At 40.5% G+C, this 26,996-nt stretch carries 24 protein-coding genes and 1 other annotated feature; of the genes, 17 read left to right on the top strand and 7 right to left on the bottom strand.

What is annotated here, in order from left to right; all coding sequences use genetic code 11:
• The first annotated feature begins 53 nt into the window (after nucleotides 1–53).
• The 12 genes from LCM11_RS04515 to motS all read left to right on the top strand — a co-directional run bounded on the left by LCM11_RS04515 (nucleotide 54) and on the right by motS (nucleotide 12,707).
• On the top strand, nucleotides 54–872 hold the full coding sequence (locus LCM11_RS04515) for a DUF1444 domain-containing protein (protein ID WP_224893039.1): 819 nt from the start codon (nucleotides 54–56) through the stop codon (nucleotides 870–872).
• Nucleotides 873–875: 3 nt separating this feature from the next.
• The gene (gene ytpR, locus LCM11_RS04510; protein WP_224893038.1) at nucleotides 876–1,481 is read left to right on the top strand and encodes a YtpR family tRNA-binding protein; all 606 of its coding nucleotides are present in this window, start codon (nucleotides 876–878) and stop codon (nucleotides 1,479–1,481) included.
• Nucleotides 1,482–1,634: 153 nt separating this feature from the next.
• Nucleotides 1,635–4,205: a DNA translocase FtsK gene (locus tag LCM11_RS04505; RefSeq protein ID WP_224893037.1), complete on the top strand. Its 2,571-nt coding sequence runs from the start codon at nucleotides 1,635–1,637 to the stop codon at nucleotides 4,203–4,205.
• 117 nt (nucleotides 4,206–4,322) lie between these two features.
• The gene (locus tag LCM11_RS04500; protein WP_224893036.1) at nucleotides 4,323–5,444 is read left to right on the top strand and encodes a nicotinate phosphoribosyltransferase; all 1,122 of its coding nucleotides are present in this window, start codon (nucleotides 4,323–4,325) and stop codon (nucleotides 5,442–5,444) included.
• A 208-nt stretch (nucleotides 5,445–5,652) separates the two neighbouring features.
• Nucleotides 5,653–6,945: a UDP-N-acetylmuramate--L-alanine ligase gene (gene murC, locus LCM11_RS04495; protein ID WP_224893035.1), complete on the top strand. Its 1,293-nt coding sequence runs from the start codon at nucleotides 5,653–5,655 to the stop codon at nucleotides 6,943–6,945.
• Nucleotides 6,946–7,154: 209 nt separating this feature from the next.
• Entirely contained in the window at nucleotides 7,155–7,571 is a 417-nt protein-coding gene (locus tag LCM11_RS04490) for a DUF948 domain-containing protein (protein WP_224893034.1), read from the top strand.
• Nucleotides 7,572–7,585: 14 nt separating this feature from the next.
• Entirely contained in the window at nucleotides 7,586–8,017 is a 432-nt protein-coding gene (locus tag LCM11_RS04485; RefSeq protein WP_224893033.1) for a YtxH domain-containing protein, read from the top strand.
• 62 nt (nucleotides 8,018–8,079) lie between these two features.
• A complete protein-coding gene (gene ytxJ / locus LCM11_RS04480) occupies nucleotides 8,080–8,409 on the top strand; it encodes a bacillithiol system redox-active protein YtxJ (protein ID WP_224893032.1) in 330 nt (109 codons plus the stop codon).
• Nucleotides 8,410–8,667: 258 nt separating this feature from the next.
• Entirely contained in the window at nucleotides 8,668–9,726 is a 1,059-nt protein-coding gene (locus tag LCM11_RS04475) for a bifunctional 3-deoxy-7-phosphoheptulonate synthase/chorismate mutase (RefSeq protein WP_224893031.1), read from the top strand.
• Between the two features lie 322 nt (nucleotides 9,727–10,048).
• Nucleotides 10,049–11,050: a catabolite control protein A gene (gene ccpA, locus LCM11_RS04470; protein WP_224893030.1), complete on the top strand. Its 1,002-nt coding sequence runs from the start codon at nucleotides 10,049–10,051 to the stop codon at nucleotides 11,048–11,050.
• A gap of 51 nt (nucleotides 11,051–11,101) precedes the next feature.
• Nucleotides 11,102–11,926 carry a flagellar motor protein MotP gene (motP, locus tag LCM11_RS04465; RefSeq protein WP_224893029.1) on the top strand — a complete coding sequence of 275 codons (825 nt, stop codon included), beginning with the start codon at nucleotides 11,102–11,104 and terminating at the stop codon, nucleotides 11,924–11,926.
• The gene (motS, locus tag LCM11_RS04460; protein ID WP_224893028.1) at nucleotides 11,916–12,707 is read left to right on the top strand and encodes a flagellar motor protein MotS; all 792 of its coding nucleotides are present in this window, start codon (nucleotides 11,916–11,918) and stop codon (nucleotides 12,705–12,707) included. Before motP ends, motS begins: the two co-directional genes overlap by 11 nt.
• Before the next feature lie 41 nt (nucleotides 12,708–12,748).
• Here motS and LCM11_RS04455 read toward each other — a convergent pair whose 3' ends face one another.
• The 4 genes from LCM11_RS04455 to LCM11_RS04440 form a co-directional block, all read right to left on the bottom strand.
• Nucleotides 12,749–13,921: an acetoin utilization protein AcuC gene (locus LCM11_RS04455; RefSeq protein ID WP_224893027.1), complete on the bottom strand. Its 1,173-nt coding sequence runs from the start codon at nucleotides 13,919–13,921 to the stop codon at nucleotides 12,749–12,751.
• On the bottom strand, nucleotides 13,918–14,565 hold the full coding sequence (locus tag LCM11_RS04450; protein ID WP_224893026.1) for an acetoin utilization AcuB family protein: 648 nt from the start codon (nucleotides 14,563–14,565) through the stop codon (nucleotides 13,918–13,920). The genes LCM11_RS04455 and LCM11_RS04450 overlap by 4 nt, the downstream gene beginning before the upstream one ends.
• Before the next feature lie 5 nt (nucleotides 14,566–14,570).
• A complete protein-coding gene (locus LCM11_RS04445) occupies nucleotides 14,571–15,218 on the bottom strand; it encodes a GNAT family N-acetyltransferase (protein WP_224893025.1) in 648 nt (215 codons plus the stop codon).
• Nucleotides 15,219–15,470: 252 nt separating this feature from the next.
• Nucleotides 15,471–19,211, bottom strand: a complete 3,741-nt coding sequence (locus LCM11_RS04440) for a transglycosylase domain-containing protein (RefSeq protein ID WP_224893024.1) — start codon at nucleotides 19,209–19,211, stop codon at nucleotides 15,471–15,473.
• 123 nt (nucleotides 19,212–19,334) lie between these two features.
• Nucleotides 19,335–19,541 (top strand) — a binding site (T-box leader).
• 80 nt (nucleotides 19,542–19,621) lie between these two features.
• On the opposite strand from LCM11_RS04440, the gene tyrS reads away from it, so the two are divergent.
• On the top strand, nucleotides 19,622–20,887 hold the full coding sequence (tyrS, locus tag LCM11_RS04435; protein WP_224893023.1) for a tyrosine--tRNA ligase: 1,266 nt from the start codon (nucleotides 19,622–19,624) through the stop codon (nucleotides 20,885–20,887).
• A 125-nt stretch (nucleotides 20,888–21,012) separates the two neighbouring features.
• A complete protein-coding gene (locus LCM11_RS04430) occupies nucleotides 21,013–21,597 on the top strand; it encodes a kinase (protein ID WP_224893022.1) in 585 nt (194 codons plus the stop codon).
• 53 nt (nucleotides 21,598–21,650) lie between these two features.
• Here the strand turns inward: LCM11_RS04430 and rpsD are convergent, their stop codons facing one another.
• The gene (rpsD, locus tag LCM11_RS04425) at nucleotides 21,651–22,253 is read right to left on the bottom strand and encodes a 30S ribosomal protein S4 (RefSeq protein WP_014644034.1); all 603 of its coding nucleotides are present in this window, start codon (nucleotides 22,251–22,253) and stop codon (nucleotides 21,651–21,653) included.
• A gap of 450 nt (nucleotides 22,254–22,703) precedes the next feature.
• On the bottom strand, nucleotides 22,704–23,183 hold the full coding sequence (locus LCM11_RS04420) for a GAF domain-containing protein (protein WP_224893021.1): 480 nt from the start codon (nucleotides 23,181–23,183) through the stop codon (nucleotides 22,704–22,706).
• Between the two features lie 123 nt (nucleotides 23,184–23,306).
• Here LCM11_RS04420 and refZ point away from each other — a divergent pair, with 123 nt between their 5' ends.
• A complete protein-coding gene (gene refZ, locus LCM11_RS04415) occupies nucleotides 23,307–23,909 on the top strand; it encodes a forespore capture DNA-binding protein RefZ (RefSeq protein ID WP_224893020.1) in 603 nt (200 codons plus the stop codon).
• Here refZ and hisJ read toward each other — a convergent pair.
• A complete protein-coding gene (hisJ, locus tag LCM11_RS04410) occupies nucleotides 23,892–24,701 on the bottom strand; it encodes a histidinol-phosphatase HisJ (protein WP_224893019.1) in 810 nt (269 codons plus the stop codon). The two genes, refZ and hisJ, sit on opposite strands and share 18 nt — an antisense overlap.
• Before the next feature lie 159 nt (nucleotides 24,702–24,860).
• On the opposite strand from hisJ, the gene ezrA reads away from it, so the two are divergent.
• Together ezrA and LCM11_RS04400 are read left to right on the top strand one after the other, a co-directional pair.
• Nucleotides 24,861–26,552: a septation ring formation regulator EzrA gene (ezrA, locus tag LCM11_RS04405; protein WP_224893018.1), complete on the top strand. Its 1,692-nt coding sequence runs from the start codon at nucleotides 24,861–24,863 to the stop codon at nucleotides 26,550–26,552.
• A gap of 10 nt (nucleotides 26,553–26,562) precedes the next feature.
• Entirely contained in the window at nucleotides 26,563–26,880 is a 318-nt protein-coding gene (locus LCM11_RS04400; protein ID WP_224893017.1) for a hypothetical protein, read from the top strand.
• The last annotated feature ends 116 nt before the right edge of the window (nucleotides 26,881–26,996 follow it).

The raw sequence follows: 26,996 nt of genomic DNA, 5'->3' as shown, positions 1-26,996 counted from the left end.
TGCTAATATAAATAAGGGAATTGATTTCTTCCATCAATTAAGGAGGAAAAAGGATGAAAATGACAAGTGTAAAAATGAAGAAGAAATTAGAAGACCGTCTTCACCATCAAGATTGGAAGACAACTTATAATCGTGATAAAGACACATTTCGCATTGAGTGGCGTGATAGTGGTGAAGGAATTACAATTACTTTACCTAACGTGATTGCCAAGTATGAATCTCGCGGAGAAGAAGCGATTGATGAATTGGAGGATCACGTACAAGAAGCTTTGAAAGTTATGAATGAAACCCATGATCTTTCCGGAAAAGAACAACAGATCTTCCCTGTAATTAGAGCCGCGTCTTTTCCAACAGAAACAGAAAACGGTAAAAAACTGGTTCATTCAGAACATACAGCTGAAACCAGGGTTTACTATGCATTGGACTTAGGGAAGTCTTTTCAGCTAATTGATGAAAGCATGGTGGAAAAAGAAGATTGGACATTAGCACGACTGAAGGAAGTGGCAAGTTTTAACGTACGTTCACTGCCGGTGGAAATGAAAAAGGACACAGTTTACGGAAATGATTTCTACTTCCATTCAACTAAAGATGGGTATGACGCAAGCCGGATTTTAAATGAGGTTTTACTGGAGGAGCTTAAAGCTGAATGCAAAGGCGAGTTAGCCATCAGTGTACCTCACCAGGACGTTATTATATTTGCTGACGTTCAGAACTCAGAAGGTTATGATATCCTGGCTCAAATGGCTATGAAGTTTTTCGCTGAGGGCACTGTTCCTATTACTTCATTGTCCTTCCTATACGAGGATAAGCAATTAGAACCTATTTTCATACTTGCTCAGAAACAACCGAAAAAAGAGCGAAAGGACGATTAGGCTATGGATGTATTTTACAATGAAAAAGGTATTGGGGATGTATTAATTATTCCTGTTAAAGAAGGGAACCGCCAAACATTTAAGCAACAAGCATACGGGGATGTAGTTAAAATTACGGATAGCAGAGATGGATCATTGCTTGGTTATAATATCTTTAATGCATCCAAATATTTTAATCTGCCAGGTCAGGGGAAAATGATGCTGACCGAGGAAATGCTTCGTCCCATCAAGGACTTATTTACTGAAAACCAGTTGGAAGACGTATTGGATTTTGATCTAAGTCCCAAATTTGTAGTGGGATATGTAGAAAGCATAGAACCTCACGAAAATGCGGACAAACTTAAAGTCTGCCAGGTGGATACAGCTGATGAACAATTGCAGATTGTATGCGGAGCGCCTAATGTAGATCGGGGACAGAAGGTCGTTGTAGCTAAAGTTGGAGCAACTATGCCAGGCGGTATGAAGATTAATGATGCTGAATTGCGCGGTGTGCCGTCTAGTGGAATGATCTGTTCGGCTAAAGAACTAGGTTTACCAGATGCACCGAAAGAAAAAGGGATTCTTGTCCTCTCTGACGAATATGAAGTTGGGGCTCCTTTTGAAGTTTAATGCCACTATAAAAAACAAAGCAGCCCAGCTGCTTTGTTTTTTTTTTACGAATTCTTAATTTTTAAAGCGATTGTAAACCAAACATTAAACAAAAACTGTTAAAATAAAAGGGACCACACGAGATTTACATATAGGAAAAGAGAGTGAGAAAATATGTGGAATGATATAAAAAATAAATTTAAACAATGGTTTGATGATGAAGAAGAGACCACAAAAGAGATAAAAGAACAGCCTCAAAGGCAGGAGCGGCAGGAAATGAATGCAAAAACAAAAATGACCTATCGGTATCCTAAGCAAGGTGAGTTTCGATTCCCTGTCATTCCGGACCAGTCTTCAAATTCTCATGAAAAAGCAGACTCTTCCCGAAGGCCGGAGAGAGCCAGAAGGAGCCAGAGCTTAAACCGGACAGAGAATCAAGAACAGTATAAAGAAGTTGAATCTACTGATAAACAGACGAAAAAGCAGCAGGATCAAAGTGAGAAGCCAGAACTTCCGGAAACTTCCACGGTTCCTTTTACACCTACTGATGTTCCTTCGCCTATTTATGGATATCATAATCGTCAACTGACGGCGGGCATAGAAAAAATTGAAAACACGGTAGAAACAAAGTTTCCTGGTGATTCTTTTACAAATGATGAAGAAGCCTGGCAGGATCTGAGAAGAAGACTCAGGAGCAAGGTCACAGAGACTAAGGGGATTCAGAAAAAGCCAGAAAATACAATGGAGACATCATTTGAAAAGGAAGAAGAAGTTTCAGAGGAAAAGGATAGTAATTCGGGATCTAATGAAAGTGGCCATTCTTCTATCCTGCAAACTATGCCAGCATCAGAAGCGAATAAAGCAGAGTCCAAAAAAAAAGAGTTCGAACCTGAAGAAGCAGCTGCAACTATTGAAGTAGAGGAGTTGGAAGCAGAAACTGAAATAAATTCTGAAGATACTCCCACAGATGAGCACTCATCTGGTTTGCAATTAATAGACGCTGAAGCAGCTGCTGTGGATAATGAAGCTCCCCAGACACAAGAGCATACTGAAAGAAAGCCTGAAAAAAAACCCGAAGTTTCACAGGATAGAGGGGTAAATCATGAGGAGAGCCGAAGATCTGAAACAAAAGAAATGTCAAAAGGCGGAGAAAAGAAAAAAAGCCTTCCTTTCAACGTCATCATGACCCCAAGAGATAAGCGAACCCGAGATCAAAAGAAAGAGGGGAGGACGGAAGCAGGAGAGAAACATAGTGCAAGTGTTAATGTCCAATCCCCCACTAGAGAAGGTGAAAAGGTAAATAATCAGGAGGATACTGCGGATTTTCCTCGTAAGGAATATAACACACCTTTACATTTGCTTGAAGATACGAAGGAAACTACAGGAGAAGATGAGGATTGGACTGCACAGCAAATGGAATTGCTTGAAACCACCCTTAGACATTTTCACGTTCGTGCGAAAGTAGTGAACGCTATGAAAGGCCCTACGGTAACCAGGTTCGAAGTACAGCCTGAACCTGGAGTTAAGGTTAGCAAAATAACTAATTTAGCGGATGATATCAAACTAAGCATGGCTGCACGTGACATTCGAATTGAAGCACCCATTCCCGGTAAGCAGGCCGTAGGTATAGAGGTTCCGAATCCTAAAGCTCAAATGGTGGGCCTTCAGCAAATATTTGAATCAGAGGCTTTTCATAAAGAATCTTCCCCATTGTCTGTAGGGCTGGGACTTGATATCGGTGGTTCTCCAATTGTGACGAATTTAAAAAAGATGCCTCATGGATTAATCGCAGGCGCTACAGGCTCCGGGAAAAGTGTATGTATTAACACCATTCTCATTAGTCTCCTGTATAAAGCCCATCATGAGGACGTGAAATTTCTACTAATTGATCCTAAGATGGTAGAACTTGCTCCTTATAATGACCTGCCGCATTTGGTTTCTCCTGTTATCACAGATGTAAAAGCTGCAACATCTGCTCTGAAATGGGCAGTAAAAGAGATGGAAGAACGGTATGAGAAATTTGTCCAAGAGGGAGTTCGGGATGTTGAGCGGTATAATGCTAAAATGGTGAAGCAGGACCGCAGAGGGGAGAAGCTTCCATATTTAGTCATTGTTATCGATGAACTTGCAGATTTGATGATGGTGTCTCCTCAGGATGTAGAAGATGCTATCTGCCGAATTGCTCAGAAAGCACGAGCGTGTGGCATTCATCTGCTTTTAGCTACACAGCGGCCTTCAGTAGATGTAATTACAGGACTTATTAAAGCAAACATTCCGACACGAATTGCCTTCAGTGTCTCTTCCCAGGTGGATTCCCGAACGATTATTGATTCTGGAGGAGCAGAAAAGCTGTTAGGAAAAGGTGATATGCTGTTTGTAGAAAATGGTTCAGGTCAGCCATTAAGAATACAGGGGGCTTTCTTATCGGATGATGAAATCGAGCGCATCACCAATTATGTAAAAAAAATAGCTCCTCCTCAATATTTGTTTCATCAGGAAGAGTTAATGAAACAAATTTCAAATGAAGAAGAAACCGATGCTCTCTTTAGTGAAGCGGTACAGTTTGTAATGGAACAGAACGGAGCGAGTGCTTCACTTATACAGCGCCGCTTTAAGGTAGGATACAACCGAGCTGCTCGTTTAATTGATCAGATGGAAGAGTACGGAATTATTTCGGAGCAAAAAGGAAGTAAACCAAGAGATGTGCTTTTAACTCACCAGCAAGTTGAAGAAATGCTTAGTTAATCTGCACACTTGTAGTTAATCAAAGAAATACTTGTGGAAAAGTTTTTAGTTCTATATGATAATACTTGAATATAACGATACAGTTTTTACTGACCCCAATGTTTAAGGAGTATAGTTATGAAGGAAATAGCACGTAAGTTAAATGGCGAAATCAGTCGTTTAACGAATAAAACATTTAAATTTGATAAGAGAGTTTCAGAGGGATGGTTTTCTGCCGTTTACTTCTTAAAGACAAGAGATATTGTAGCCGACCAGCTTCCTGAACACAAAGTCACCATGCAGTTTTTTCAAAAGGATACTGCTGTTCTATGCGGTTCCGATGAAGCGATTGCTCTTATTCACACGTTTGCTGAGAATCCTGAAGAACTGGAGATCCATTCTCTTAAAGATGGAGATAAAATTAGTCCCTATGAAACGGTATTAACCATTACAGGGCCCTATCAGCTATTTGGGTTTCTCGAAGGGATTATAGATGGGATCCTTGCCAGACGTACCTCTGTGGCCACCAATGTTTATAATGTCGTAAAGGCAGCCCGCTCTTCAGGTCGTCAAAAACCGATTATTTTCATGGGTGATAGGGACGATCACTTTACTCAACAATCCGGGGACGGATATGCAGCATTTATAGGTGGTTCCACTGCCCAGGCTACTCATGCTATGAATGAATGGTGGGGGAAAGAAGGAATGGGAACGATGCCCCATGCTTTAATTCAGATGTTCAAAGGGGATGTAGTCGCTGCTACCAAAGCCTATCAGAAACAATTTCCAAATGATCAGCTTATGGCTCTTGTTGATTATAATAATGATGTCATTACCGACTCTTTAAAAGTTGCTCGAGAGTTTGGAGATGAGTTGAAAGGTGTACGGGTAGATACTTCCCAGAATCTGGTAGATAAGTATTTCCTTAGAAACCAGCATTTAATGGGTACATTTGACCCAAGAGGGGTAAATCCAGAACTCATTTTTGCATTGCGGAGGTCATTGGATAAAGAAGGATACCGGCATGTTAAAATTGTCGTAAGCGGTGGTTTTACCAAAGAAAGAATACGAGCTTTTGAAGAGAAAAAAGTCCCCGTAGATATGTACGGAGTAGGCGGAAGTCTTCTGAAGATCGGTATTGGATTCACCGGGGATAATGTCCTGATTAATGGAGAGCCTGAAGCCAAAGAAGGACGCAGATATAAAGTGAATCCAAGACTTGAATATGTTCAGTTTCATAAAGAGGAAGAAGGTGAATAAAGGCACATAAGTATGTGTCTTTTTTTACTCATGAAGAAACCTGGGAAGAAGAGCCTCTTTTTCTAATCTTGTTTCCATGATAAGATAAGTAAGGTTATTAGAGACTTGCAGGTAAGGGTCTAAGGTAACGAATGAATAAATCGCACTTTAGTGGCTGTTACATACACTATACTTAAAGTGATCCACATTATTTTGGAGGTTCTTGTTTATGACAACTTACCATTTTGTTGGTATCAAAGGGACAGGAATGAGTTCGCTTGCACAAATTCTGCATGATTCTGGAGAGAAAATTCAAGGGTCAGACGTAGAGAAGCACTTTTTTACTCAAGAGGTTCTGGAAGAAAAAAATATTGAAATACTGCCGTTCTCAAGTAAGAATATACAGGCCGGACTTACAATTATTGCAGGAAATGCTTTTAACGAAGAGCACGAAGAAATAAAAGAAGCTAAAAAACTCGGATTACCTTTTTACTGGTATCATGAATTTTTAGGTGAGTGGCTTCAGCAGTATACGAGTATTGCCGTAACGGGTGCTCATGGAAAAACATCAACGACTGGTCTCCTCGCGCATGTTTTATCCGAAAACTACCCTACCTCGTATTTAATAGGAGACGGTACAGGCAGAGGTCATGAAAACAGTAAATACTTCGCATTTGAGGCGTGTGAGTATCGCAGGCATTTTCTTTCTTACTACCCGGATTATGCGATTATGACGAACATTGATTTTGATCATCCTGACTATTTTAAGAGCGTTGATGATGTTTTTGAAGCCTTTCAACAAATGGCAAAGCAAGTGAAGAAGGGCATTATCGCCTGTGGAGATGATGATCATCTCCAGCACATTCAGGCTAACGTCCCGGTTCTCTACTATGGCTTTGCAGATACGAATGATTTCCAGGCTCAGAACATCAGAGAAAGCAGTGAAGGAACCACATTTGACGTATTTGTAAGAAACAATTTCTATGACACGTTTATGATTCCTCAATTTGGCAATCACACCGTTTTAAACGCGTTGAGTGTAATTGCTATTTGTCACTATGAGGAAATGCCGGCAGAAGAAATAAAAAAGATGTCCACCTTTAAAGGAGTCAAGCGCCGCTTTACTGAAAAAGAATGGGGAAATCAAATACTGGTGGACGACTATGCCCATCACCCGATTGAAATTACGGCTACGATTGATAGTGCCAGAAAGAAATATGGTGAACGTCCTGTAGTTGCTATCTTCCAGCCACATACCTTTACGAGAACCAAAACTTTCTTACATGAATTTGCTGAGAGTCTTAAGCTTGCAGATTATATCTATCTTTGTGATATTTTTGGATCAGCAAGAGAGGATCAAGGAAAGTTGACGATAGAAAATTTACAGGAGTTAATTCCGGATTCCCATGTGCTGACGCTTGAGGACACTGCCCAGTTGAAGAATTTTAATGATGGCGTCTTATTATTTATGGGAGCTGGAGATATCCAAAAGTTTCAAAATGCCTATGAAAATATGAAGTAGTAAAAAGACGTGCGGCTTCTCTAAATAGAACTGCACGTTTCTTTTTACTCATTTTCCTGAAATTATAAATAAAATGTACTTTTAAAGAGGGAACTTCCACTTATTTAGCGAATATAACTATTTAATGTGGATATCACGTTTTATTTTCTCTGAACTTGGGGAATAATTAAGAACGTGACAATTACATAGTCGAAGGAGTTGCAGGGGGCATGATAATCATTCTCTACATTGCTGCATTAATTGCAGCAGTGGCTTTTGCTGTTCTAGTCATTTTTCTGGCAAGAACACTAACAGCTGTACGTCGAACCATGAACAATGTTGCGGATACACTTGAGGGTGTAGAGAAGCAAATGGAGGGAATTACCCTTGAGACGACAGCCCTCTTGAACAAGACCAACAAATTAGCTGACGATGTCGGGGAAAAATCTGAAAAACTAAATACATTAGTTGACGGAGTTAAAGGCATCGGAGATACTGTTCAAGAGTTTAATAAATCCATAAGATCCATATCAATGGGATTGACGCAGTCCGCCCAGGACCATACAGAGAGTGCTGCTCAAGCTATGAAATGGGGACAAGTGGCAATCAATTTATGGAAAAAAGCTAAAAAAGAAGAAAAATACTAAGGAGGAGATTTTTAATGGGTTACAATCAGCAAAATCATAATGACAATGGGGCAGGAAGAGATTTTGTACTAGGTTCACTAATCGGAGGTATTGTAGGCGCAGTAGTCGCTTTGCTATTTGCTCCAAAATCAGGACGCGAATTGCGTGATAACATTAATGAAAGTTCTACAGGTTTAAGAGAGCGAGCTGGAGAATGGAAAGATGTAGCTTATGAAAAAGGCGGAGCTTGGAAAGACCGTGCTGTAGAAACATCTTCTCAGTTCTCTAAAAACGTTTCTGAGAAATCCCAGGATTTAAGTGGAAAAGTGAAGGATAAAGTGAAAAATATTCGCAGCAATGAAGATGATGAAGCAGAAAAAGCGGCTCAAGAAGTAGCGGAAGCTATTGAAGAAGCAGCTCAAGAGCTTGAAAAGCAGCAGGATTCTACAACATCTTCAAATGTATAATACAATAAAAATGGTGGAGGCCTTTGTGTCTCCGCCATTTTTAGCTGATAGGGGGATAAAAAATGAGTGTACAAATGCTAAAGTCGAAAGAGGAATTTACAAAAGTACTGAATGAAGAATCCATATTCTTTCTTTTAAAGCACAGTTTAACTTGCCCAATTTCAGCAGCAGCTGAGAGTGAATATGAGCAGTTCAGTCAGCATTCTGAGATTCCCTGTTATGAACTTTTTGTGCAGGATGCCAGAGATCTTTCTAACCAGGTTGCGAGTGACTTTGATGTGCGTCATCAGTCTCCACAAGCTATTTTGTTTAAAGACAAGCAGGTGGCGTGGCATGACAGTCATGGTAACGTAACAAAGGAGCGTCTAACAAAGGCAGCTGTAGATGAATAAGAAACGCGCAGGAAAATCCTGCGCGTTTCCTTATTTTTGAATGGCTTGAAATACGAGCTTTTAACAGAATATACAGCCAGTAGTTATGGACTTATCATACATAACAAGAAATCAGATTGATTTTTTCTTTTATTTCTTATAAAAGAATTCCTTCTCTAAGGGTGACAATAAATGAAATATTAGCTATAATTGTCCCTAATTATCAATAGGATGAATTATCTTAATTTTACTACTAATTATTACTAGGGGGACACACACATGAGTAACCAACAACTCGACCAATTACGCAGTCAATTAGATGAGGTAAATTTAGAGCTTCTGAATTTAATCAATAAACGCGGTGATTTAGTAAAGGAAATTGGTCAAATTAAAGAACAGCAAGGAACGAACCGGTTTGATCCAGTACGGGAACGAACCATGCTTGACCATATATCAAGTCACAATGATGGACCTTTCGAGGACTCCACAGTCGTTCATTTATTTAAAGAGATTTTCAAAGCCGGTCTTGAGTTACAAGAGGATGACCATAGAAAAGCTCTTCTTGTTTCCAGAAAGAAGCAGCCTGAAGATACAATTGTAGAAATCAATGGAGAAAAAGTAGGCGATGGAAATCCGCATTTCATTATGGGACCTTGTGCAGTAGAAAGTTACGAACAGGTTTCCACCGTAGCGAAAGCTGTTAAGGGTGAAGGCTTAAAGCTGTTGCGCGGAGGTGCATTTAAACCGAGAACCTCCCCTTACGATTTCCAGGGGCTGGGAATCGAAGGATTGAAAATGCTGAAGCAGGCAGGCGATGAAAATGGCTTAGCTGTGGTAAGTGAAATCGTTAATCCAGCCGATCTTGAAGAAGCGTTGGATTACTTGGATGTTATCCAAATCGGAGCCCGCAATATGCAAAACTTTGAACTCCTGAAAGCAGCTGGCTCAGTAAATAAACCTGTCTTATTAAAACGTGGAATGTCAGCCACTATATCTGAATTTATTAATGCGGCTGAGTACATTATCTCCCGTGGTAATAAAAATATTATCTTGTGCGAGCGCGGTATTCGCACTTATGAAAAAGCCACAAGAAACACTTTGGATATCTCATCTGTTCCAATTCTGAAACAAGAAACTCACTTACCGGTTATGGTAGATGTAACTCACTCGACTGGCCGACGTGATCTCTTACTTCCAGCTGCTAAAGCCGCTATGGCGATTGGTGCTGACGGAGTAATGGCTGAGGTACACCCTGATCCAGCGGTTGCCCTTTCTGATTCAGCCCAGCAAATGGATATTCCAACGTTCCAATCATTTATGAGAGAGTTAACAAAATAATACTTTTGGGATAAGTTAGACTGCTAGTCAGTCTAACTTATTTTTTTGGATATGCTCACTTAGTCACAGAGGGACATAGATGCTGACTCATCGGTTTTTAATTGATAATCGGACTTGCCTGTATATTTGTGTGTGCAAGGCCTTAGAACGGATTAATTTAACTGTGGAAGTATCTGTTTTGTTCTGAATAAGGAATCCGTTATAATAAAATGGGTAATCTTATAGTAAGAAGAAAGAGGCAGACATTGCGCGAGGACGCTATCTATCGTATGATTATTTTATTATAAATTTGCAGCAAGGAACTAACTAAGGAGGATGTATGATGAATGTAACAATATATGATGTAGCAAGAGAGGCCAACGTGTCGATGGCTACCGTCTCACGAGTAGTGAATGGGAACCCGAACGTAAAGCCTGCGACAAGAAAAAAAGTGCACGATGCCATTGAGCGGTTAGGGTATCGTCCAAATGCGGTGGCAAGAGGTTTAGCAAGTAAGAAAACCACCACGGTCGGTGTGATCATTCCAGATATATCAAGTATATTCTTTGCTGAGCTTGCCCGAGGTATTGAAGATATTGCTACTATGTATAATTACAACATTATCTTAAGTAATTCTGATCAGAATAAAGATAAAGAGCTGCACCTGATTAATGCCATGCTTGGTAAGCAGGTAGATGGATTAGTGTTCATGGGTGGAAAAATCACAGAAGATCATATCCAGGAGTTTAAGACTTCTTCTGTACCTATTGCATTGGCGGCAACAGTTGATGAGTCCGGGGAGACTCCTGCTGTAAATATTAATTATCAGCAAGCGGCTTATGAAGCCACAGAGTTATTACTATCCCACGGAAACAAGGAAGTAGCTTTCGTATCGGGACCTGAAGACACTATTATTAATGTGCAGAAGTTAGAAGGTTATAAAAATGCTATGAGGGCTAATGGTTACGACTCGCCTGAAGATTATATTGTATCCGGTGACTATTCATACGATTCAGGTATAGAAGCTTTAGAACAGCTGCTTGAATTCGATAAAAAGCCAACGGCTGTTTTTGTCTCTTCAGACGAAATGGCACTTGGGGTTATACATGGGGCACAGGACCGTGGAATTCGAGTTCCGGAGGATCTGGAAGTGTTCGGATTCGATAACACACGCCTTGCAACGATGGTACGTCCAACACTATCAACTGTAGTACAGCCGATGTACGATATAGGAGCCGTAGCTATGCGTCTGTTAACTAAATTCATGAATAAAGAAGAAGTAGAAGAACAGAATGTGATTTTACCTCACCGAATTATTGAAAGAAACTCAACTCAGCAGAAATAGTACCGATATAGTAGATAGACTGTATTTGTACGAAACTGAGGAGAGAGCATTATGACTAAAAAAGACTTGTTGACTCCTATTGGTATTACGATTGGGTTCATCATGGTTATTTTCGGCATTGCATCTAACGCCGGGTTTGGAGGCATGACTTCATTTTTACAGGCTTCCTCCATCGTTATTGTGCTAGGTGGTCTAGTCGCTGCTTTACTAGTTAATTTTAACGTAAGTGAAGTCAAATTAACTTTTCGCGTAACCAAAGAAGCTTTTAAGCAGACGGATATGAATTTAAGGCAGCTGATCAATCTTTTTGTTGGATTATCTGAACGAGCCAGGCGTGAGGGTTTGCTTGCTCTTGAAGCCCAGCTCGAAGAGGTGGAAGACCCTTTTATCAAGAAAGGGATTTTACTCGCTGTTGATGGGATTGAACCTGAAGTAATTAATGATATTATGAATGCGGAAATTATTGCAGTAGAAGAACGGCATCAGCGTGGGAGAGCGATCATAGAAAAGGCTGGGGAGTATGCACCAGCCTGGGGAATGATTGGGACGTTAATTGGACTTGTGCTGATGCTCCAAAGTCTATCTACACCCGAAACGCTTGGACCCAAAATGGCAGTAGCGCTTTTAACTACATTTTACGGAACGCTTTTAGCCAACCTTGTCTTCATCCCCATGGCAGGAAAACTTGAGAATAAAACAGAACAGGAATTATTTATGAAACAAGTAATTATTGAAGGGGTCATTGGTGTTCAGTCAGGTCAGAATCCCAAGATTCTTGAAGAAAAACTAAGTGCGTTTCTATCTGAAGAGGATAAAGCCATCGTTGAAGAAGACGAAAAGGATGAATCTTTAGGAGAAGCGGCCAATGAAGCTTAGGAGAAGAAAAAAGCCGGATACTAAAGGTGCTCCAAAATGGATGACCACTTATGCAGATATGATTACCTTAATTCTCGTTTTTTTTATTTTGTTGTTTTCAATGTCGCAGATTAATTTAGTTAAGTTTGATGCACTATCAGAATCTTTTCGTAATCGCATGATCTTTGATTTCTATCCTTCTCCTGTTGAAAGTCAGTTTCCCACTGAGCAAACAAAAGTTCAGGATAATGGGGAAAAAAATAATGAATTTCAAGAACCTGCCGAGACTCCGGGTCAGGTAGCTGAAAAAGATGAAGCGGAAAAGGAAGAAAAAAATATAGATTTAGAAGAACTAAAAAAAGAAGTGGATCAATATTTGGAAGAAAATGAACTGAATGATATTATCTCGGCCAGCCAAACTAAACGAGGAATTGTACTTGTTTTAGAAGAACAGCTAATTTTCGAAACAAGTGAAGCTCAAATTCTAGACGGGGCTAAACCCTTTCTACAAAAAGTGGGTACACTCCTAAAGAACATTCCTAACTTTGTGAAGGTGGAGGGGCATACGGATAATCGCCAGATATCTACATACCGTTACCCTTCTAACTGGGAATTGTCAGGAGCGCGTTCGAGCAGTGTAATTCGTTATTTGTTAAAAAACACGGACGAATTGGACTCCGAGCGATTTACAGCTGTGGCTTATGGTGACACGCGGCCTGTAGCTCCAAATGATTCAAAAGAGAATTGGCGAAAGAACCGAAGAGTTGAGATTGTTATTTTAGATCCTGATTATGAAAGTTAATCATGTGTAAAAGCCACTACTGCTATGTAGTGGCTTTTTTGTCATAGTGAATTATATTTTTTTTGATTGGTTATCAACTGCAAGGATTTCTCCAGTAGTTTTTCATTTTTTTCAGTAATTTCTTTTCTACGAGGAATAGGATTATAGGCATCTTCTGGGTCATGCCAGTTTTCCGGCAACGGCACTGGAGACTCTTTTTCCCATTTTTTAAGCCAGTCTTTTGGCAGGGGACCTTGGAAATGGGTACCATCTGCCATAACCTTCCAGACCTGTGCCCATGCTCTTGGAACTACTCGCCAGATATCATACCCGCCTCCTCCTAAAGCGATCCATTTTCCATCGCAATACTGATGAGCTAATTCATGTGCGAGGGCAGGGATTCTCTCATAGATTTTCATAGTTGAGCATAAGTGAGTGAGCGGGTCCAAGAAATGTGCGTCCGCTCCGTTCTGTGTAACTATTACATCTGGTTTAAAATAATGTATAATTTCCTTCATAGCGGTTTCATAGACCTGGAGAAAAGATTCATCTTCTGTAAATGCGTCTATAGGTAAATTAAAAGAATAGCCATATCCTTCTTTAAGTCCTCGTTCATTAACATTTCCGGTTCCAGGAAATAAGTAACGTCCCGTTTCATGAATAGACAAAGTACACACATTGGGGTCATCATAAAAGGCCCATTGTACACCATCGCCATGATGGGCGTCCGTATCAACGTATAGAACTTTACAATCATATTTTTTGCGTAGATATTTTATTCCCACCGCTCCGTCATTATAAATACAAAAACCAGATGCTTTTCTTTCAAATCCGTGGTGAAGACCGCCGCCTAAATTTAAAGCATGTTTAACGTGGTTTTCCATAACAGCTTCTATGGCAGATAGCGTACTTCCAACTAATAAAGAAGATGCTTCGTGCATCCCTTTAAACATAGGCGTGTCCTCTGTTCCAATTCCGAATTCCATGCCATCTTCTTCGGACAACAAGCCTTCTCCGGCCTGTTTTACAGCTTGAATATAAGTTCGACTGTGAGCAAGGGAAAGTTCTTCTTCTGTAGCGTGTCTGGGTGTAATAAATTGATCCTGTCTTAAAGCGGAAGAAGCTTCTAACAATTCTTTCGTAAGTATAACTCTCATTTGGTTGAAGGGGTGATCGTCCCTAAATCGGTAATTCGTAAAATCATCGGTGAATACAAAACCTGAATGGCAGCTCATAGAGTTACCCCTGGGCTTTTTGGCCATAAAACTTCGTAACCTTCTGTTTTAAGATCTTCAATCGTAGGTAACGGGTTCATGGTCTGGATACGTACTACAATTACTTTATATTTAGGGTCGGGTTTGTAAGGGTAAATTAAGACAGAACTGATATTTACCTTTCTTTGGCCAAACACTTGCATAACCTGGGGGAGTATTCCAGGTTTATTGATCACTTTAACTTCAATTTGAGAGCTCTGCACATGGGTACCGGTTAATTGGATAAGCGTATAGAGCATATCTTTTTCTGTGATAATCCCTACTAATATATCGTCTCGTGTTACAGGCACACAAGCGATTTCCTGTTCATAAAATATCGAAGCGACCTCTTCTACGAAATCTAAAGGGTGAACTGTTGTAACTGGGTAAGTCATAATAGTTCGAATTGGATTTTTAAGTTCATCTGTAGATGCGTCTTCCTCAAATGTAGAAGGACTGGCATCCCTGACATCACGATCAGAGACGATGCCGATGACTTCGTTATTCTCATTCACTATAGGTAAATGCCGGATATGGTTTTCATGCAGTAATTTGAGAGCGGTTTCAATACTTTCCTCAGGAGAGAGTGTAATGACCTCAGTTTTCATGATTTCTTCCACTAGCATAACGGTTACCTCCTTGATTGACGATATTGATGTCGAGTAAGAAAACGGAGAATATCAAATTGTTCCACTGATTCTTCTGGAACATTTTTTCCAATTCGCACCATTAAACAATTGGCAGGGTGGGAAATAATCTCTGGATCATCAGTTGGGGAAGGAGTGAGCCCGCCCGCAGCCATCATTTTTTCCATAACACGGCGATAATCCCAAATATTCAAACCTGTACCTTTAAGATCCCAATGCCAATAATATTCAGTGGAGATGGTAATATAATTCTCCATGAATTCGTCCATCATCGCGATTCTTAAGAGACGGGAACCTATTCGATAGCCTCGGAATTGAGGGATAACCTCAATGGCTCCAAGCTCGATTAAATCCTCCATATGTCCTTCTGACCAGCGTTCTAATGGATCTGGATGGAGAAAAGTTACATATCCTACTATATTTTCGTTATGGCGTGCAATAATAATTCTTCCTTCTTCAAAGTCTGCTATGCTTTTAACAGCTTCAAATTGTTTTTCATAGGGGCGAAAGGCAATTAAGCCTTTATCAAATGTAAATTGACTTAACTCCTGAGAAGATAGGGGACCTTCAATTACCACAGGTCCGTACTCAGAATCGAACGTTTCATTATAATAGGTTTTTTCATGCTTCATTCAGTCACCACCTGGCGGAGAATAGTAGAAAAATATGGCTATTTTTTATTATACATGATATCTGTAAATTTTAAATTGTTAGAAAAGAAAATTCCTTGAATAGGGAAAAGAAGAGTTGTCAAAATAATGGAGTTAAAGGATAAGCTTTTTAGAGAGGGCTCACGATAAAGTTTATTCTCCAAATCAAAACCACCGGTCTTTAAAGACCGGTGGTTTCAGATCATGTTTTGTATTTTTTATGTCCTTCCATAACTAAGGACTAGTAGTATTATCTTCACTATTTTCACTCTCGGAACTATCCGATTCTTCCTCTGAGCTTTGATTTGAGGAAGAATCAGAGTTTTCCGAGGAATTATTGCTTGTGCTATTCTCTCCATCTGAACTAGACGTTTCACTATCCGTTGAGCTATCTTCAGTGCCGGAAGCTTGGCTCTCATTAGAATCCACTTCGTCTTCTGAAGATCCATCTGAACCAGAGCTATCGCCTGAGCCCGAGCCGGAACTATCGTCTGAACCAGAGCTATCGCCTGAACCAGAGCTATCGTCTGAACCTGAGCTATCGCCTGAACCAGAGCTGTCGCCTGAACCAGAGCCATCGGCTGAACCAGAGCTGTCGCCTGAACCAGAGCCATCGGCTGAACCAGAGCTATCGCCTGAACCAGAGCTATCGCCTGAGCCAGAGCTATCGCCTGAACCAGAGCCATCGCCTGAACCAGAGCTATCGCCTGAGCCAGAGCTATCGCCCGAGCCGGAACTATCGCCTGAGCCAGAGCTATCGCCTGAGCCGGAACTATCGCCTGAGCCAGAGCTATCGCCCGAGCCGGAACTATCGCCTGAGCCAGAGCTATCGCCTGAGCCGGAACTATTGTCTGAACCAGAGCTATCGCTCGAGCTGGAACTATCGTCTGAACCAGAACTATCACCTGAACCCGCATCATTTCCTGATTCATCACTGGATCCGCTGTTTGCATCGGAGTTACTATCGGCAGCAGAGTCATCCTCTGCATTAGAGTTGTCTTCTGATCCTGAGTTACCATTGGATTCGGAATTATTGTTCGAACTTGACTCATTGTTCTCTTCAGAATCCGAGCTGTCTTCAGATCGTCGCTCCGATTCACTTTCTTCACCTTCCGAATCAGAACGGTTTTGTGCTTCGCTTTCATTCCCGCTGCTTGACTCGGAATCATTATTTGAGCTTGAGTCCGTGTCAGGTGCTGGAGCTCCTGGACTGCCTATAGTTGTTGTATCGGAAAGAGAAGAATCCATACCGAAGTAGTCGACTGCTCGTACCGCGAATACTCCTTCGCCTAAACCACTGTAAGAGGTACTTGTTGTGCTTCCTACTTTAGAGAATGATCCACCTGAAGAAGAAGCGCGATAGATACGGTATCCTACTACATCGTCACTGGATGATGGTGCCCAGTCAACCGTCGAACCACTAGATGATACAGAACGGGGGGCAGAAGGAGACTGCCCGTCGTTATTTACACTAGAACTGGATGCTTTGGAAGCACTGGAAGAAGGTAGAGAAACTTGATTCCAATTATCAGAATTAGGAATTAATTCATCTAAGACCTCTTCACTCGTGTATCCATTTTCCTCTAGAAATTCTGGACTAAAGACTACTCCACCTTCACCAGTAACAAATTCTGATGGTGTATCAGGACCAGCTTCAACTAGTTCACCATCTACTTCCACAAAATTACCGCTTACTAGACTATTATCCTCTTCATTAGGGGCGTTTTCCTCAATATAAAGATCATCTCTGTCGAGTCCTACAGATTCACAAAGATCTGAAGGTAATAGCCCGGAAGTAGCACAGTATTCTTGTTCCACGATCCCTTCTGGCTTCTCAAAATCATTTTCAGGTATCATTAATTCGGGACGAATTTCAGATAGGGCATTTACTACGTTTGCCCAGGCCCCCTGGGTTCTACTACTGTATCCTGAGTCTAATTTTGCTACCTCGTTATATCCTGTCCACATACTGACGGTTACGTTAGGGTTTGTAGCCACGAACCAGGAATCTTTGTAATTTTGAGATGTTCCTGTTTTTCCAGCCCAGTCAACACCAGGGTTAATAAGTTTCCCTCTGACACTTGAAGCTGTGCCGTAGTCGAGAACATCGCGCATCATGTCAATGGTTAAATAAGAACTTTGAGGACTGAAGACTTCTGTTTCTTCTGTCTCGTGTTCAAATACGGTTTCACCATCTTTGGTTTCAATTTTTTCGATCATGTAGGCATCGACAAACTTACCATTGTTTCCAAACGTTCCATAGGCATTCGTGTTTTCTTCGACTGTGATTGCTTTTGTACCTAAGGCCATGGCTCTACTAATGTAATCTCCTTCATTCAAGTTGCTTATTCCCATTTTCTCTAGATAATTTTTGACCGGGTTTTGGTCTACTATCTTTTCATATTGTTTAACTGCTGGAATATTAAACGAATTGGCTAAAGCATAACGGGCTGAAACCAGGCCATGGTATGTTCCAGAATAGTTATTTACATTTTTGTCTTCAGTAGTATATTTATAGGGCACATCGGCTATAACAGTAGCCGGATGTCCTTCTCCCATATCAATGCTTGGTCCGTAGACCAGCAAGGGCTTCATCGTACTTCCAATCATTCTGGCTGCATAAGGATTTGTCGCATGGTTGACCTGAGACTTTTCGAAATCTCTGCCGCCAATAAATCCATAAATTTTTCCTGTGGCATTTTCCATGACTACGCTGCCAACTTCGACCGGGAGGGTTACTTCATATTTTTCGCCCTCAGCGTTTTCTTTAGTGATGGTTTTATCAGGTCCAAATCTGTCATCGTACTCATTTTTCACTTCCTGCATAGCGTCATACACTTCTTTATCTATGGTGGTTTTGATTTGATAACCACCGGAAGTTAATCGGCGTTCAGCAAGTTCTTCATACTCTTTCGCGAGTTCTTCATCTTCCTCAAGGTCTTTTTCACTATGTCCGTTTTCTTCTGCAAGCTGAACTTCTAATATACCTTGAGCTCTTCTCTTAATCTCATTGGTTAAGAAAGGATAGGTAATATTGGCAGATGTTGTAGAGTTTGCTAGATTCTCTTTAGTAATTTCAAAGTCTTTAGCTTCTTCATATTCCTGCTTTGTAATATACTCTGCTTCATACATACGATCTAGTACCTCATGCATACGATCCATGCCTGGCTCAAGCCCTTCTTCACTCTTAATGGAACCATCGTTATTAAAAGGAGTATAAGCGTAAGGAGCCTGAGGCAAACCGGCTATAAAAGCAGCCTGTGCAATGGACAGCTTTTCAGCTTCTACTCCAAATATTCCCTGAGCGGCAGTGGCCACGCCGGCAATGTTTTGACCATTTGCGTTACGGCCGAAGGGCACAATGTTCAAGTAAGCTTCCAATATTTCTTCTTTCTCAAAAAAGCGTTCAATACGAAGAGCAAGCAGCATTTCTTTCGCTTTTCTCTCAAAGGAGACTTCGTTTGTGAGGATTTGGTTTTTTACGAGCTGCTGGGTTAATGTACTTCCACCGGTTTTAACCGCTGAGTTTGAAACCTCCTGTACGACCGCACGCATAATCGCTTTAGGCACCACGCCCCTGTGTTCTTTAAAGTATTCATCTTCTGTTGCAATGACAGCATTTGTAACATTATCGCTTACCTCGTCCAGCTTTACTTCCTCACGATAAAGATCTGATCGGACCTTGCCTAACATTTCGTCTCCGGCAAAGAACATTTCTGAGGTTTCTGAATAGTTGTAAATGCTTTCCTGCATTTGTTCTTTACTCCGAACCTCTTCGTCCTTAACGAGAGATGCAAAGTAACCGGCTCCGACTCCTCCGGCAAAGAAGAGTCCTATTACACCGATAATAATAAAGAATAAAATGACATTCCAAACCACATCTGCAGTTATACGTGATTTTTTTTGAATGCTTCCTTTTTTCCATAATGATTTAAAATCCGTTTTATTTCGACCGCTATTTTTATTATTAGACATATGAGACCTCCTAAAAAATCCATTCCATATTATAACACAACGGAATGAAAGAGGACATAAATGGAGAGGATATTCTTATTGCTTTTCCTTTATGAGTGTGATAAAAATAGTACATAGTTAAATATGCGTGCGTTGAACGATTGGAGTAAAAAACAGATCACTGGTACAGAGACCTGACGGCTGGTGGAAGTCAGGCCACATTTGTTTTTGAATTACGGTCCGGAGCATTCTTCTGGTATGAATCAGAAGACGGTTATGAGTAGCCGTTATTGATACAAGTGGCACAAATGTGCAACAAGGGTGGTACCGCGACGAGATCTCGTCCCTTTCTAGAGGGATAATGAGGTCTTTTTTTTTATGCTCTACCAGCCATTTAACATACGCATACCAAGAAAAAGAGGAGTGATCACATGGAATTGCTGAAAGATTTACAACAAAGAGGCTTAATTAATCAAATAACGGATGAAGAAGGCTTGTCCTCCCACTTGAATGAGAAACAAGTTACCCTTTATTGTGGCTTTGATCCAACGGGTGCGAGTCTTCACATCGGGCATCTTCTTCCCATTCTTATGCTGAAGCGATTCCAGCAGGCCGGTCATCGTCCTATCGCGCTGGTAGGAGGGGGCACTGGAATGATCGGGGACCCGAGCGGCCGATCTTCAGAGCGTCAATTAAATGAGACTAGTGTGGTTCATGAATATAGTGAAAAAATCAAAGGACAGCTGGCTAAAATTCTAAACTTTGATGAAGGAGAAAATGCTGCAGTAGCTCGAAATAATTTCGAGTGGCTGTCTGAGATGACGATCATTGATTTTCTTAGGGACACAGGGAAACATTTTGGCGTTAATTACATGCTCTCCAAAGAATCCGTGGAATCAAGGATAGATCAAGGGATCAGCTTTACTGAGTTCAGCTACATGATCCTTCAGTCACTGGATTTTCAAAAGCTGAATCAGAAAGAAAATTGCACGCTGCAAATAGGCGGCAGTGATCAATGGGGGAATATCACAGCAGGATTAGAGCTGATTCGTCGTGCCCGAGGAGATGAAGAAGTGGAAGCCTATGGGTTAACTATGCCCCTTATTACAAAGGCTGATGGTTCGAAATTTGGAAAAACAGCTGGAGGAGCCATCTGGTTAGATGCTGAAGCTACTTCACCTTACGAATTCTACCAGTTCTGGATTAATGCAGATGATAGAGATGTCATTAAATTTCTCAAGTATTTTACTTTCCTAGGAATGGACGAAATTGCTGAATTAGAAAAAGAAGTGCAGAATCAGCCTGAGAAACGTGTCGCACAGCGGCGTCTTGCTGAGGAAATGACAATGCTTGTCCACGATAAAGAAGCTTTGGCTCAGGCCCAGAGAATTACGGAAGCTCTTTTCAGCGGAGATATTAAGTCTCTGTCAGGTGAAGAGATTGAGCAGGGTTTTAAAGATGTACCTGCATTTGTATCTTCTGAAAAAGCACCTCAGCTTGTTCAACTGCTGGTAGACGCCGGAATTTCCACTTCGAAACGCCAGGCACGGGAAGACATTAACAACGGTGCTGTATATATTAATGGTGAGCGAAATCAGGATGTAAACCATCAAATTAATGAAGAAAACCGTATTGAAGATCAATTCACTATTATTCGGAGAGGCAAGAAGAAATACTTCTTAGTCCGTTACGAATAAATTATTTTAAACTGCCTTTTTTATAAGCCTTAAGGGTTATGAAAGAGGCAGTTTTTTCTTTAGGTTAAATACTTTAAAGAAGTGCATGGTGGAAATGCGTACATATTAAGGAGGCTTGAGCAGATATGGATATGGACTTATACGAGATACTTCCTTCTCTCCCCTCTGATGAGATCTATATAATAGGAGTCGATGGTTTGAGCCGCTCGGGAAAAACTACAATTGTAAATCAGCTGGAGAGAAAGCTAAGTAAGAAAGGGATCGACTCCTGCACTATTCATATGGATAATCATATCGTTACAAAGAGTGAACGTTATCATACTGGATTTGAAGATTGGTATGAGTATTATCAGTTACAGTGGGAGGTCGAGTGGTTACGGGAACATCTGTTTGAAAAAGTCAGAAGCAGTTCTCATCTTATTCTTCCTTTTTATCATAACGAATCGGATGAGCGTGAATATAAAAAGGTGGATTTACCTTATGAGGGAGTAATTTTTATAGAAGGGGTTTTTCTCCAAAGAAAAGAGTGGAGGCCTTATTTTAACCACTTAATATTTTTAGATTGTCCGAGGAGCCGAAGATTTGGGCGAGAGGATCCAATTGCTCGAAAAAATAAGAAAAAATTCAGAAATAGGTATTGGAAAGCGGAGGAATATTATCTGCGAAATGTTAAACCTCATAAATCTGCTAATTTCGTGCTGCATACTTAAAAGTATAATCTAAAAAAAACCGCCGTTTAAAACGGCGGTTTTGATCAAAAAGATTAACGGGAATAGAATTCAACGATAAGAGCTTCATTGATTTCAGATGGAAGCTCAGAACGTTCTGGGTAACGAGAGTAAGTTCCTTCACGTTTATCTTCATCAAATGTAAGATATTCAGGTGTGAAGTTATTTACTTCGATAGCTTCTTCTACCACGTCAAGCTTCTGAGATTTTTCACGTAGGCTGATCACTTGATTAGGTACTACGCGGTAAGATGGAATATCAACACGTCCTCCATCTACAGTTACGTGACCGTGAGTAACTAGCTGACGAGCCTGGTTACGAGTACGAGCCAGACCTAGACGGTATACGATGTTGTCCAAGCGAGACTCAAGAAGAATCATGAAGTTCTCACCATGGATACCTTTCATATTACCAGCCTCTACGAATAGACGGCGGAATTGACGTTCAGTCAATCCATACATGAAACGAAGCTTCTGCTTCTCTTGAAGCTGAAGACCGAATTCAGATAGTTTTTTACGTTGGTTTGGACCGTGTTGTCCAGGTGCGTAAGGGCGTTTTTCTAGTTCCTTACCAGTTCCGCTTAAAGAAATACCATAGCGACGGGATTTTTTCCAGGTTGGACCTGTATAGCGTGCCATAGAGATTTCCTCCTTTTTATTTTATTTGCATAAAATAAAAACAGTGTGGCCTTTATACGTTGCTCATTATGTTTTCATGCACCATCGCTCCAGCAGCAGAGAGTTACACGATGCACCTCTATATAGAGGAACAAAATGATGACAACGCCGGTTCACATAGGCTGCCATTTATTTTACACAACGACAAGTATAATTTTTTTACGCCTATAAGTCAAGAGGCAGAAATGAAAAAGTAGTAATAAAGGGAAAGTAAACTTAGAATAGCTGCTAAGAAGAGGGAGGCAATTTTTCTATTGTTAGAATAGGAATTCTAGTGCCGATCACATTCGAGGTCATTTTTAATCATCATACAGGAATATATACATTAAAATGAAAGATAATTGATCTACTTGCCCGGTAACTGCTGAAAGTAGAGTGAAATTAAAAACCCGCTGGCAGCGGGTTTTTAATTTATAAATAGGATTGAAGTATATCGACAAACTTGGTTAGATATTTTTCATCCTGTTCATCAAATCTGCTTTTACTTGGACTGTCAATATCCAGAACTCCAAAGATTTCATTGTTCTTGAAAATAGGGATAACAATTTCCGATTGGCTGGCCGCGTCGCAGGCAATGTGCCCAGGAAATGCGTGCACATCTTCAATTCTCTGAACACTTCTTTCAGCTACCGCCGTACCGCAGACACCCTTACCAGATGGAATTCTTACGCAGGCTGGCATTCCTTGAAATGGTCCTAATATGAGCTGATCTTCCTTCCAGAGGTAAAAGCCTACCCAATTTACATCTTCCAGAAATTGATTTAATAATGAAGACGCATTGGAGAGGTTCGCTATAACATCAGGTTCATCTTCAAGTAAAGCTTGTAATTGTTTTAAAAGTAACTCATAATTTTTTTCTTTTGTTCCTGTATGTGAAGTGGATTGGAACATCATAAAGACCTCCTATAATGATTGATTCGACACCCTCACTTAAACTACTGTCGGTATTTGATGGACGATTCCATGCAGGAAAACCCTCCCACAGGTAGAATTACTCTATGAGGGGGAAAAATGATGAACCGACAGAATGTCACACGTGATAGAGTGTTGGATGTTGCCTGCCGTCTATTTTACAGCAAAGGTTTCAACGGAACCTCGGTTCGTGATATTGCTAGTGCTGCTAATGTAAACGTATCCTTAATCCATTATTACTTTAAGAGTAAGCAGGGGTTATTTGAGTCTCTGGCTATCAATTATTTTGAGCCTTATTTAGAAATTTTAGAGAGTATTCATTTTACTGATGCAAATGAGCGCGTAGAGACGCTAGTGAGAAAGATATTACATTATAAATTGTCTCATAATCAACTTTCCTGTTTAGTATATCGAGAACTTTCTTTAAATACAGTGTTTGCCCGGGAAATGCTTGTTACTTATTTAGCCAAAGAAGACCATTTATTATCCGCTATTTTATTCCAAAAATCATCGAAAATGGAGATCACTTTCAAAGAAAAGCTTAAAGTACTGCAATTGAAAGGGCTGCTAAATGCTCCATTTACGATGCCTCATGAATTCAGGGACCCATTTATTACTGAAGCTTCACTAAGTCATTTTGTGGAGGAGTACAGTCAGTCTATGTTAGAACAGGAAACCGTGCAGAAGTTAGCGGTTAAAGCTTAGGATTCTAGGATCTATTTCGCTAAAACCCTGCTTCAATCCAGACACTGCGTGAGCATCAGATCCATAAACTAACGGGAGCCCCATTGAAGAAGCTTGATCTGCTATAGACTTTGGCGGATATGTTTCTTTGCAATGGGGCTTTTGAAGTCCTGCCCCATTGTAATCTAGTTCCAGCCCCTGCTCTTTAAGTACTTTAAGAAATTGTTCAGCTCGTACCTCCCAGCCAGGTGGAGAGGGATATAAGTCTTTAAATTTCCTGATCAGCGTCATATGACCGATCCTCGATGGTTTATAAGCTCCTAAATCAGCTTCAGCGGATTTTCTTAAATTATTAAAGTAAGCTTGATACAAATGGTTGCTGCCACCCAGGTCATAAAGAGCCTCCTCATACATGTCAGGGCTGTAATCTATACAATACCATTGCCTATTTCCTTTAATAAAATGTACGGATAGTATGCTGTCATCTAATTCAGGTCCATATCTGTTTAAGAAAGTCTCCGTTTCTCTTTCATATCCTTCGATATAGTCCACTTCAAACCCTGCCTGAATAGAAATATCATCCTTGTATTCTTTTTGCAGACGATTAATATCGGATAGATAAGACTCAACTTCTGCGAGAGCCATTCCACTGTCTTTTTCAGGGACAGGATCAATGAACGAGGTTGGCAGAGGAGCATGCTCTGTGAATGTCATGGTGTCGTAGCCGATAGATATGGCTTTCTCTATATATGTTTTAAATGAATCTGCCGTTCCATGCGGGCAGTATGGAGTATGGATGTGACCGTCTCTCATTCTTAAATGCTCCTTTAGGATTGTATTTTTGGTCAGTAGGTTAATATTTTTGAAATATTTTAGCCAAAATCTCTAAATACATGGTATCATTATAAACAACTATTTTACATTTCGGAACGAAAGAATCCGTCGGACGGTGATTTTGTAAGGAGGCTATTTATGAAGTACATCATTGGAGTTATACTGCTTGTCATTGCGCTTTTTATCGCAGGGTTAATTTGGCGTAAGAAAGTCTATGATGCGGTGGACCGGTTAGAAAATTGGAAAATGGACATTACGAATAGACCGGTAACTGAAGAATTATCAAAAGTGAAGAACCTGAACCTATCAGGGGAAACCCAAGAGAAATTTGAAGCGTGGCGTGAGCAGTGGGATACGATCATAACTAAGGAGCTTACTGCAATTGAGAAAGATCTTTACGAGGCAGAAGAAGCTGCAGACCGTTATAAATGGAAGAAAGTCCAGAAAATATTGGATAGTACAGAGGATAAATTAGTAGCCATTGAGAACGATATTCAAAAAATTCTGGAAGAACTTAAGAGTCTGCTGGATTCAGAGGAAAACAGCCGAATTGAAATCGAATCCATTGGTCCCGAAATTAAGGAATTATCCCGCAAACTAATTCAGCACCGTAACCAGTTTGGCCAATCTGCTTCTTTGTTCGAGAAACGAGTAGAGCAGCTGGAACTGCAGTTGGGTACGTATGAAGAATTAGCCGAGCAGGGCAACTATATTGAGGCGAATAAACTGGTTCAGTCTATTCGTGAGGAATTGGTTATCCTACAGGAAGAAACCGAAACGTTCCCTGAACGTTATAAGAAAGTAAACTTGGAACTGCCGGAGCAGTTAAGAGAGCTTAAGCAAGGGATCGAAGAAATGAAAGCAGAAGGTTACCGAGTAGCTCATTTAGATTTGCTCCCTGAAATACATAGGTATGAACGTATTCTTACGGAAGCATTAGCCAGGTTAAATGAAAACGACCAAACAGATATAGAAGAATTAATTGTTGAAATTGAAACAAGAATTCAGGAAATCTATCAGATGCTCGAGAGAGAAGCTGTAGCTCATCAATATGTTGAGAAACAGTATGCACCTTTAAGGTCTCAGCTTGATAATCTCGAAGCTGTCTTTATGGAAACGGAAGAAGATATGGAAGAAATTGATGTTTCTTATCAAATGCAAGGGGAAGAAGCAGAATCCTATGAAGGATTGAAAAGCTGGTTTAGTCAGCTTAAGAAAAAGTTTATCAGCCTCGAGCATAAAAGACAGGATGGAGAGTCGGCTTATTCAGAGCTGCGACTGGAGCTTGAAGAAGCACGCCAGAATTTAATAGAACTTCAAGAGAAGCATCAGGAGTTTGATGAGAAAGTTCAGGCTTTAAGACGAGAGGAAATGGATGCAAAAACGAAGCTTTCTGATATGGAGCAGTTACTTTTAGAAACATATCGACGGTTAAAACGCAGCAACATACCAGGAATTCCATCTTCAATTTATGAAGACATGAAAATAGCCAGCGATAAAATTGATGAAGTTTTTGCATGTCTTGAAAGAGAGCCTTTGGATATGGCCGCCGTGCATAACCATTTAAACGATGCATCAACTATGACACAGGGGATTTATGATGAAGCTCAAAAAATTATGGACAGAGCCCGCTTGGCTGAGAGAGTTATCCAATACGCCAATCGCTATAGAAGCAAGTATCCAATTTTAGCAGCACGGTTATTGGAGGCAGAAAATAAATTTAGATCTTATCAGTACGAATCAGCCTTAGAGCTAGCATCTGAAGCTCTTAAGGAAGTCGATCCGGATGCCTTTTCACGCATAGAGGAAAAGGAACAAGTCATGGTATAGGGTGGTGCACATGAGAAAGATGCTAGTGATCGTTACAGCAAGTATTTGTGTGATGGTATGGGGGGCTGTGGTCATTGTTTACCTTTTTACCCCTGCACAGACTCTTGGTGCAAATGATCATAGTTTGGCGTCTAACTCCGGTAACCTGCTAAAGGAACAAAAGACCTTCAGTTATTATGAGAAAATAGATGATCGTAAAAAACTCTTATCCCAAAGTGAAACAGTAACGGGGCCCGTTGACATATCAGAAGCCTGGCTCAAAGACCTCGAGAAGGATGGCAAACTAAGTATTGATACGTTACTTGCAGCTTTGGATATAGAGGAATGAAAAGTTTTTAAAGGACACCTGCTGTGTTAAGCAGGTGTCCTTTTGTAGCTTGAGCTGTCTATTTATTTATAAAAGATGGTATGATAATATAATGGATTGCATTTTGAAATAAAGGA

The sequence above is a fragment of the Halobacillus halophilus genome (assembly GCF_020171985.1).
Classification (GTDB): domain Bacteria; phylum Bacillota; class Bacilli; order Bacillales; family Halobacillaceae; genus Halobacillus; species Halobacillus halophilus_A.
This window is presented reverse-complemented; position numbering and strand designations above follow the sequence as displayed.

Coding starts and splice junctions, on each gene's coding strand:
- LCM11_RS04515 (WP_224893039.1), top strand. CDS start 54: ATGAAAATGACAAGTGTAAAAATGAAGAAGAAATTAGAAGACCGTCTT.
- ytpR (WP_224893038.1), top strand. CDS start 876: ATGGATGTATTTTACAATGAAAAAGGTATTGGGGATGTATTAATTATT.
- LCM11_RS04505 (WP_224893037.1), top strand. CDS start 1,635: ATGTGGAATGATATAAAAAATAAATTTAAACAATGGTTTGATGATGAA.
- LCM11_RS04500 (WP_224893036.1), top strand. CDS start 4,323: ATGAAGGAAATAGCACGTAAGTTAAATGGCGAAATCAGTCGTTTAACG.
- murC (WP_224893035.1), top strand. CDS start 5,653: ATGACAACTTACCATTTTGTTGGTATCAAAGGGACAGGAATGAGTTCG.
- LCM11_RS04490 (WP_224893034.1), top strand. CDS start 7,155: ATGATAATCATTCTCTACATTGCTGCATTAATTGCAGCAGTGGCTTTT.
- LCM11_RS04485 (WP_224893033.1), top strand. CDS start 7,586: ATGGGTTACAATCAGCAAAATCATAATGACAATGGGGCAGGAAGAGAT.
- ytxJ (WP_224893032.1), top strand. CDS start 8,080: ATGAGTGTACAAATGCTAAAGTCGAAAGAGGAATTTACAAAAGTACTG.
- LCM11_RS04475 (WP_224893031.1), top strand. CDS start 8,668: ATGAGTAACCAACAACTCGACCAATTACGCAGTCAATTAGATGAGGTA.
- ccpA (WP_224893030.1), top strand. CDS start 10,049: ATGAATGTAACAATATATGATGTAGCAAGAGAGGCCAACGTGTCGATG.
- motP (WP_224893029.1), top strand. CDS start 11,102: ATGACTAAAAAAGACTTGTTGACTCCTATTGGTATTACGATTGGGTTC.
- motS (WP_224893028.1), top strand. CDS start 11,916: ATGAAGCTTAGGAGAAGAAAAAAGCCGGATACTAAAGGTGCTCCAAAA.
- LCM11_RS04455 (WP_224893027.1), bottom strand. CDS start 13,921: ATGAGCTGCCATTCAGGTTTTGTATTCACCGATGATTTTACGAATTAC.
- LCM11_RS04450 (WP_224893026.1), bottom strand. CDS start 14,565: ATGCTAGTGGAAGAAATCATGAAAACTGAGGTCATTACACTCTCTCCT.
- LCM11_RS04445 (WP_224893025.1), bottom strand. CDS start 15,218: ATGAAGCATGAAAAAACCTATTATAATGAAACGTTCGATTCTGAGTAC.
- LCM11_RS04440 (WP_224893024.1), bottom strand. CDS start 19,211: ATGTCTAATAATAAAAATAGCGGTCGAAATAAAACGGATTTTAAATCA.
- tyrS (WP_224893023.1), top strand. CDS start 19,622: ATGGAATTGCTGAAAGATTTACAACAAAGAGGCTTAATTAATCAAATA.
- LCM11_RS04430 (WP_224893022.1), top strand. CDS start 21,013: ATGGATATGGACTTATACGAGATACTTCCTTCTCTCCCCTCTGATGAG.
- rpsD (WP_014644034.1), bottom strand. CDS start 22,253: ATGGCACGCTATACAGGTCCAACCTGGAAAAAATCCCGTCGCTATGGT.
- LCM11_RS04420 (WP_224893021.1), bottom strand. CDS start 23,183: ATGTTCCAATCCACTTCACATACAGGAACAAAAGAAAAAAATTATGAG.
- refZ (WP_224893020.1), top strand. CDS start 23,307: ATGAACCGACAGAATGTCACACGTGATAGAGTGTTGGATGTTGCCTGC.
- hisJ (WP_224893019.1), bottom strand. CDS start 24,701: ATGAGAGACGGTCACATCCATACTCCATACTGCCCGCATGGAACGGCA.
- ezrA (WP_224893018.1), top strand. CDS start 24,861: ATGAAGTACATCATTGGAGTTATACTGCTTGTCATTGCGCTTTTTATC.
- LCM11_RS04400 (WP_224893017.1), top strand. CDS start 26,563: ATGAGAAAGATGCTAGTGATCGTTACAGCAAGTATTTGTGTGATGGTA.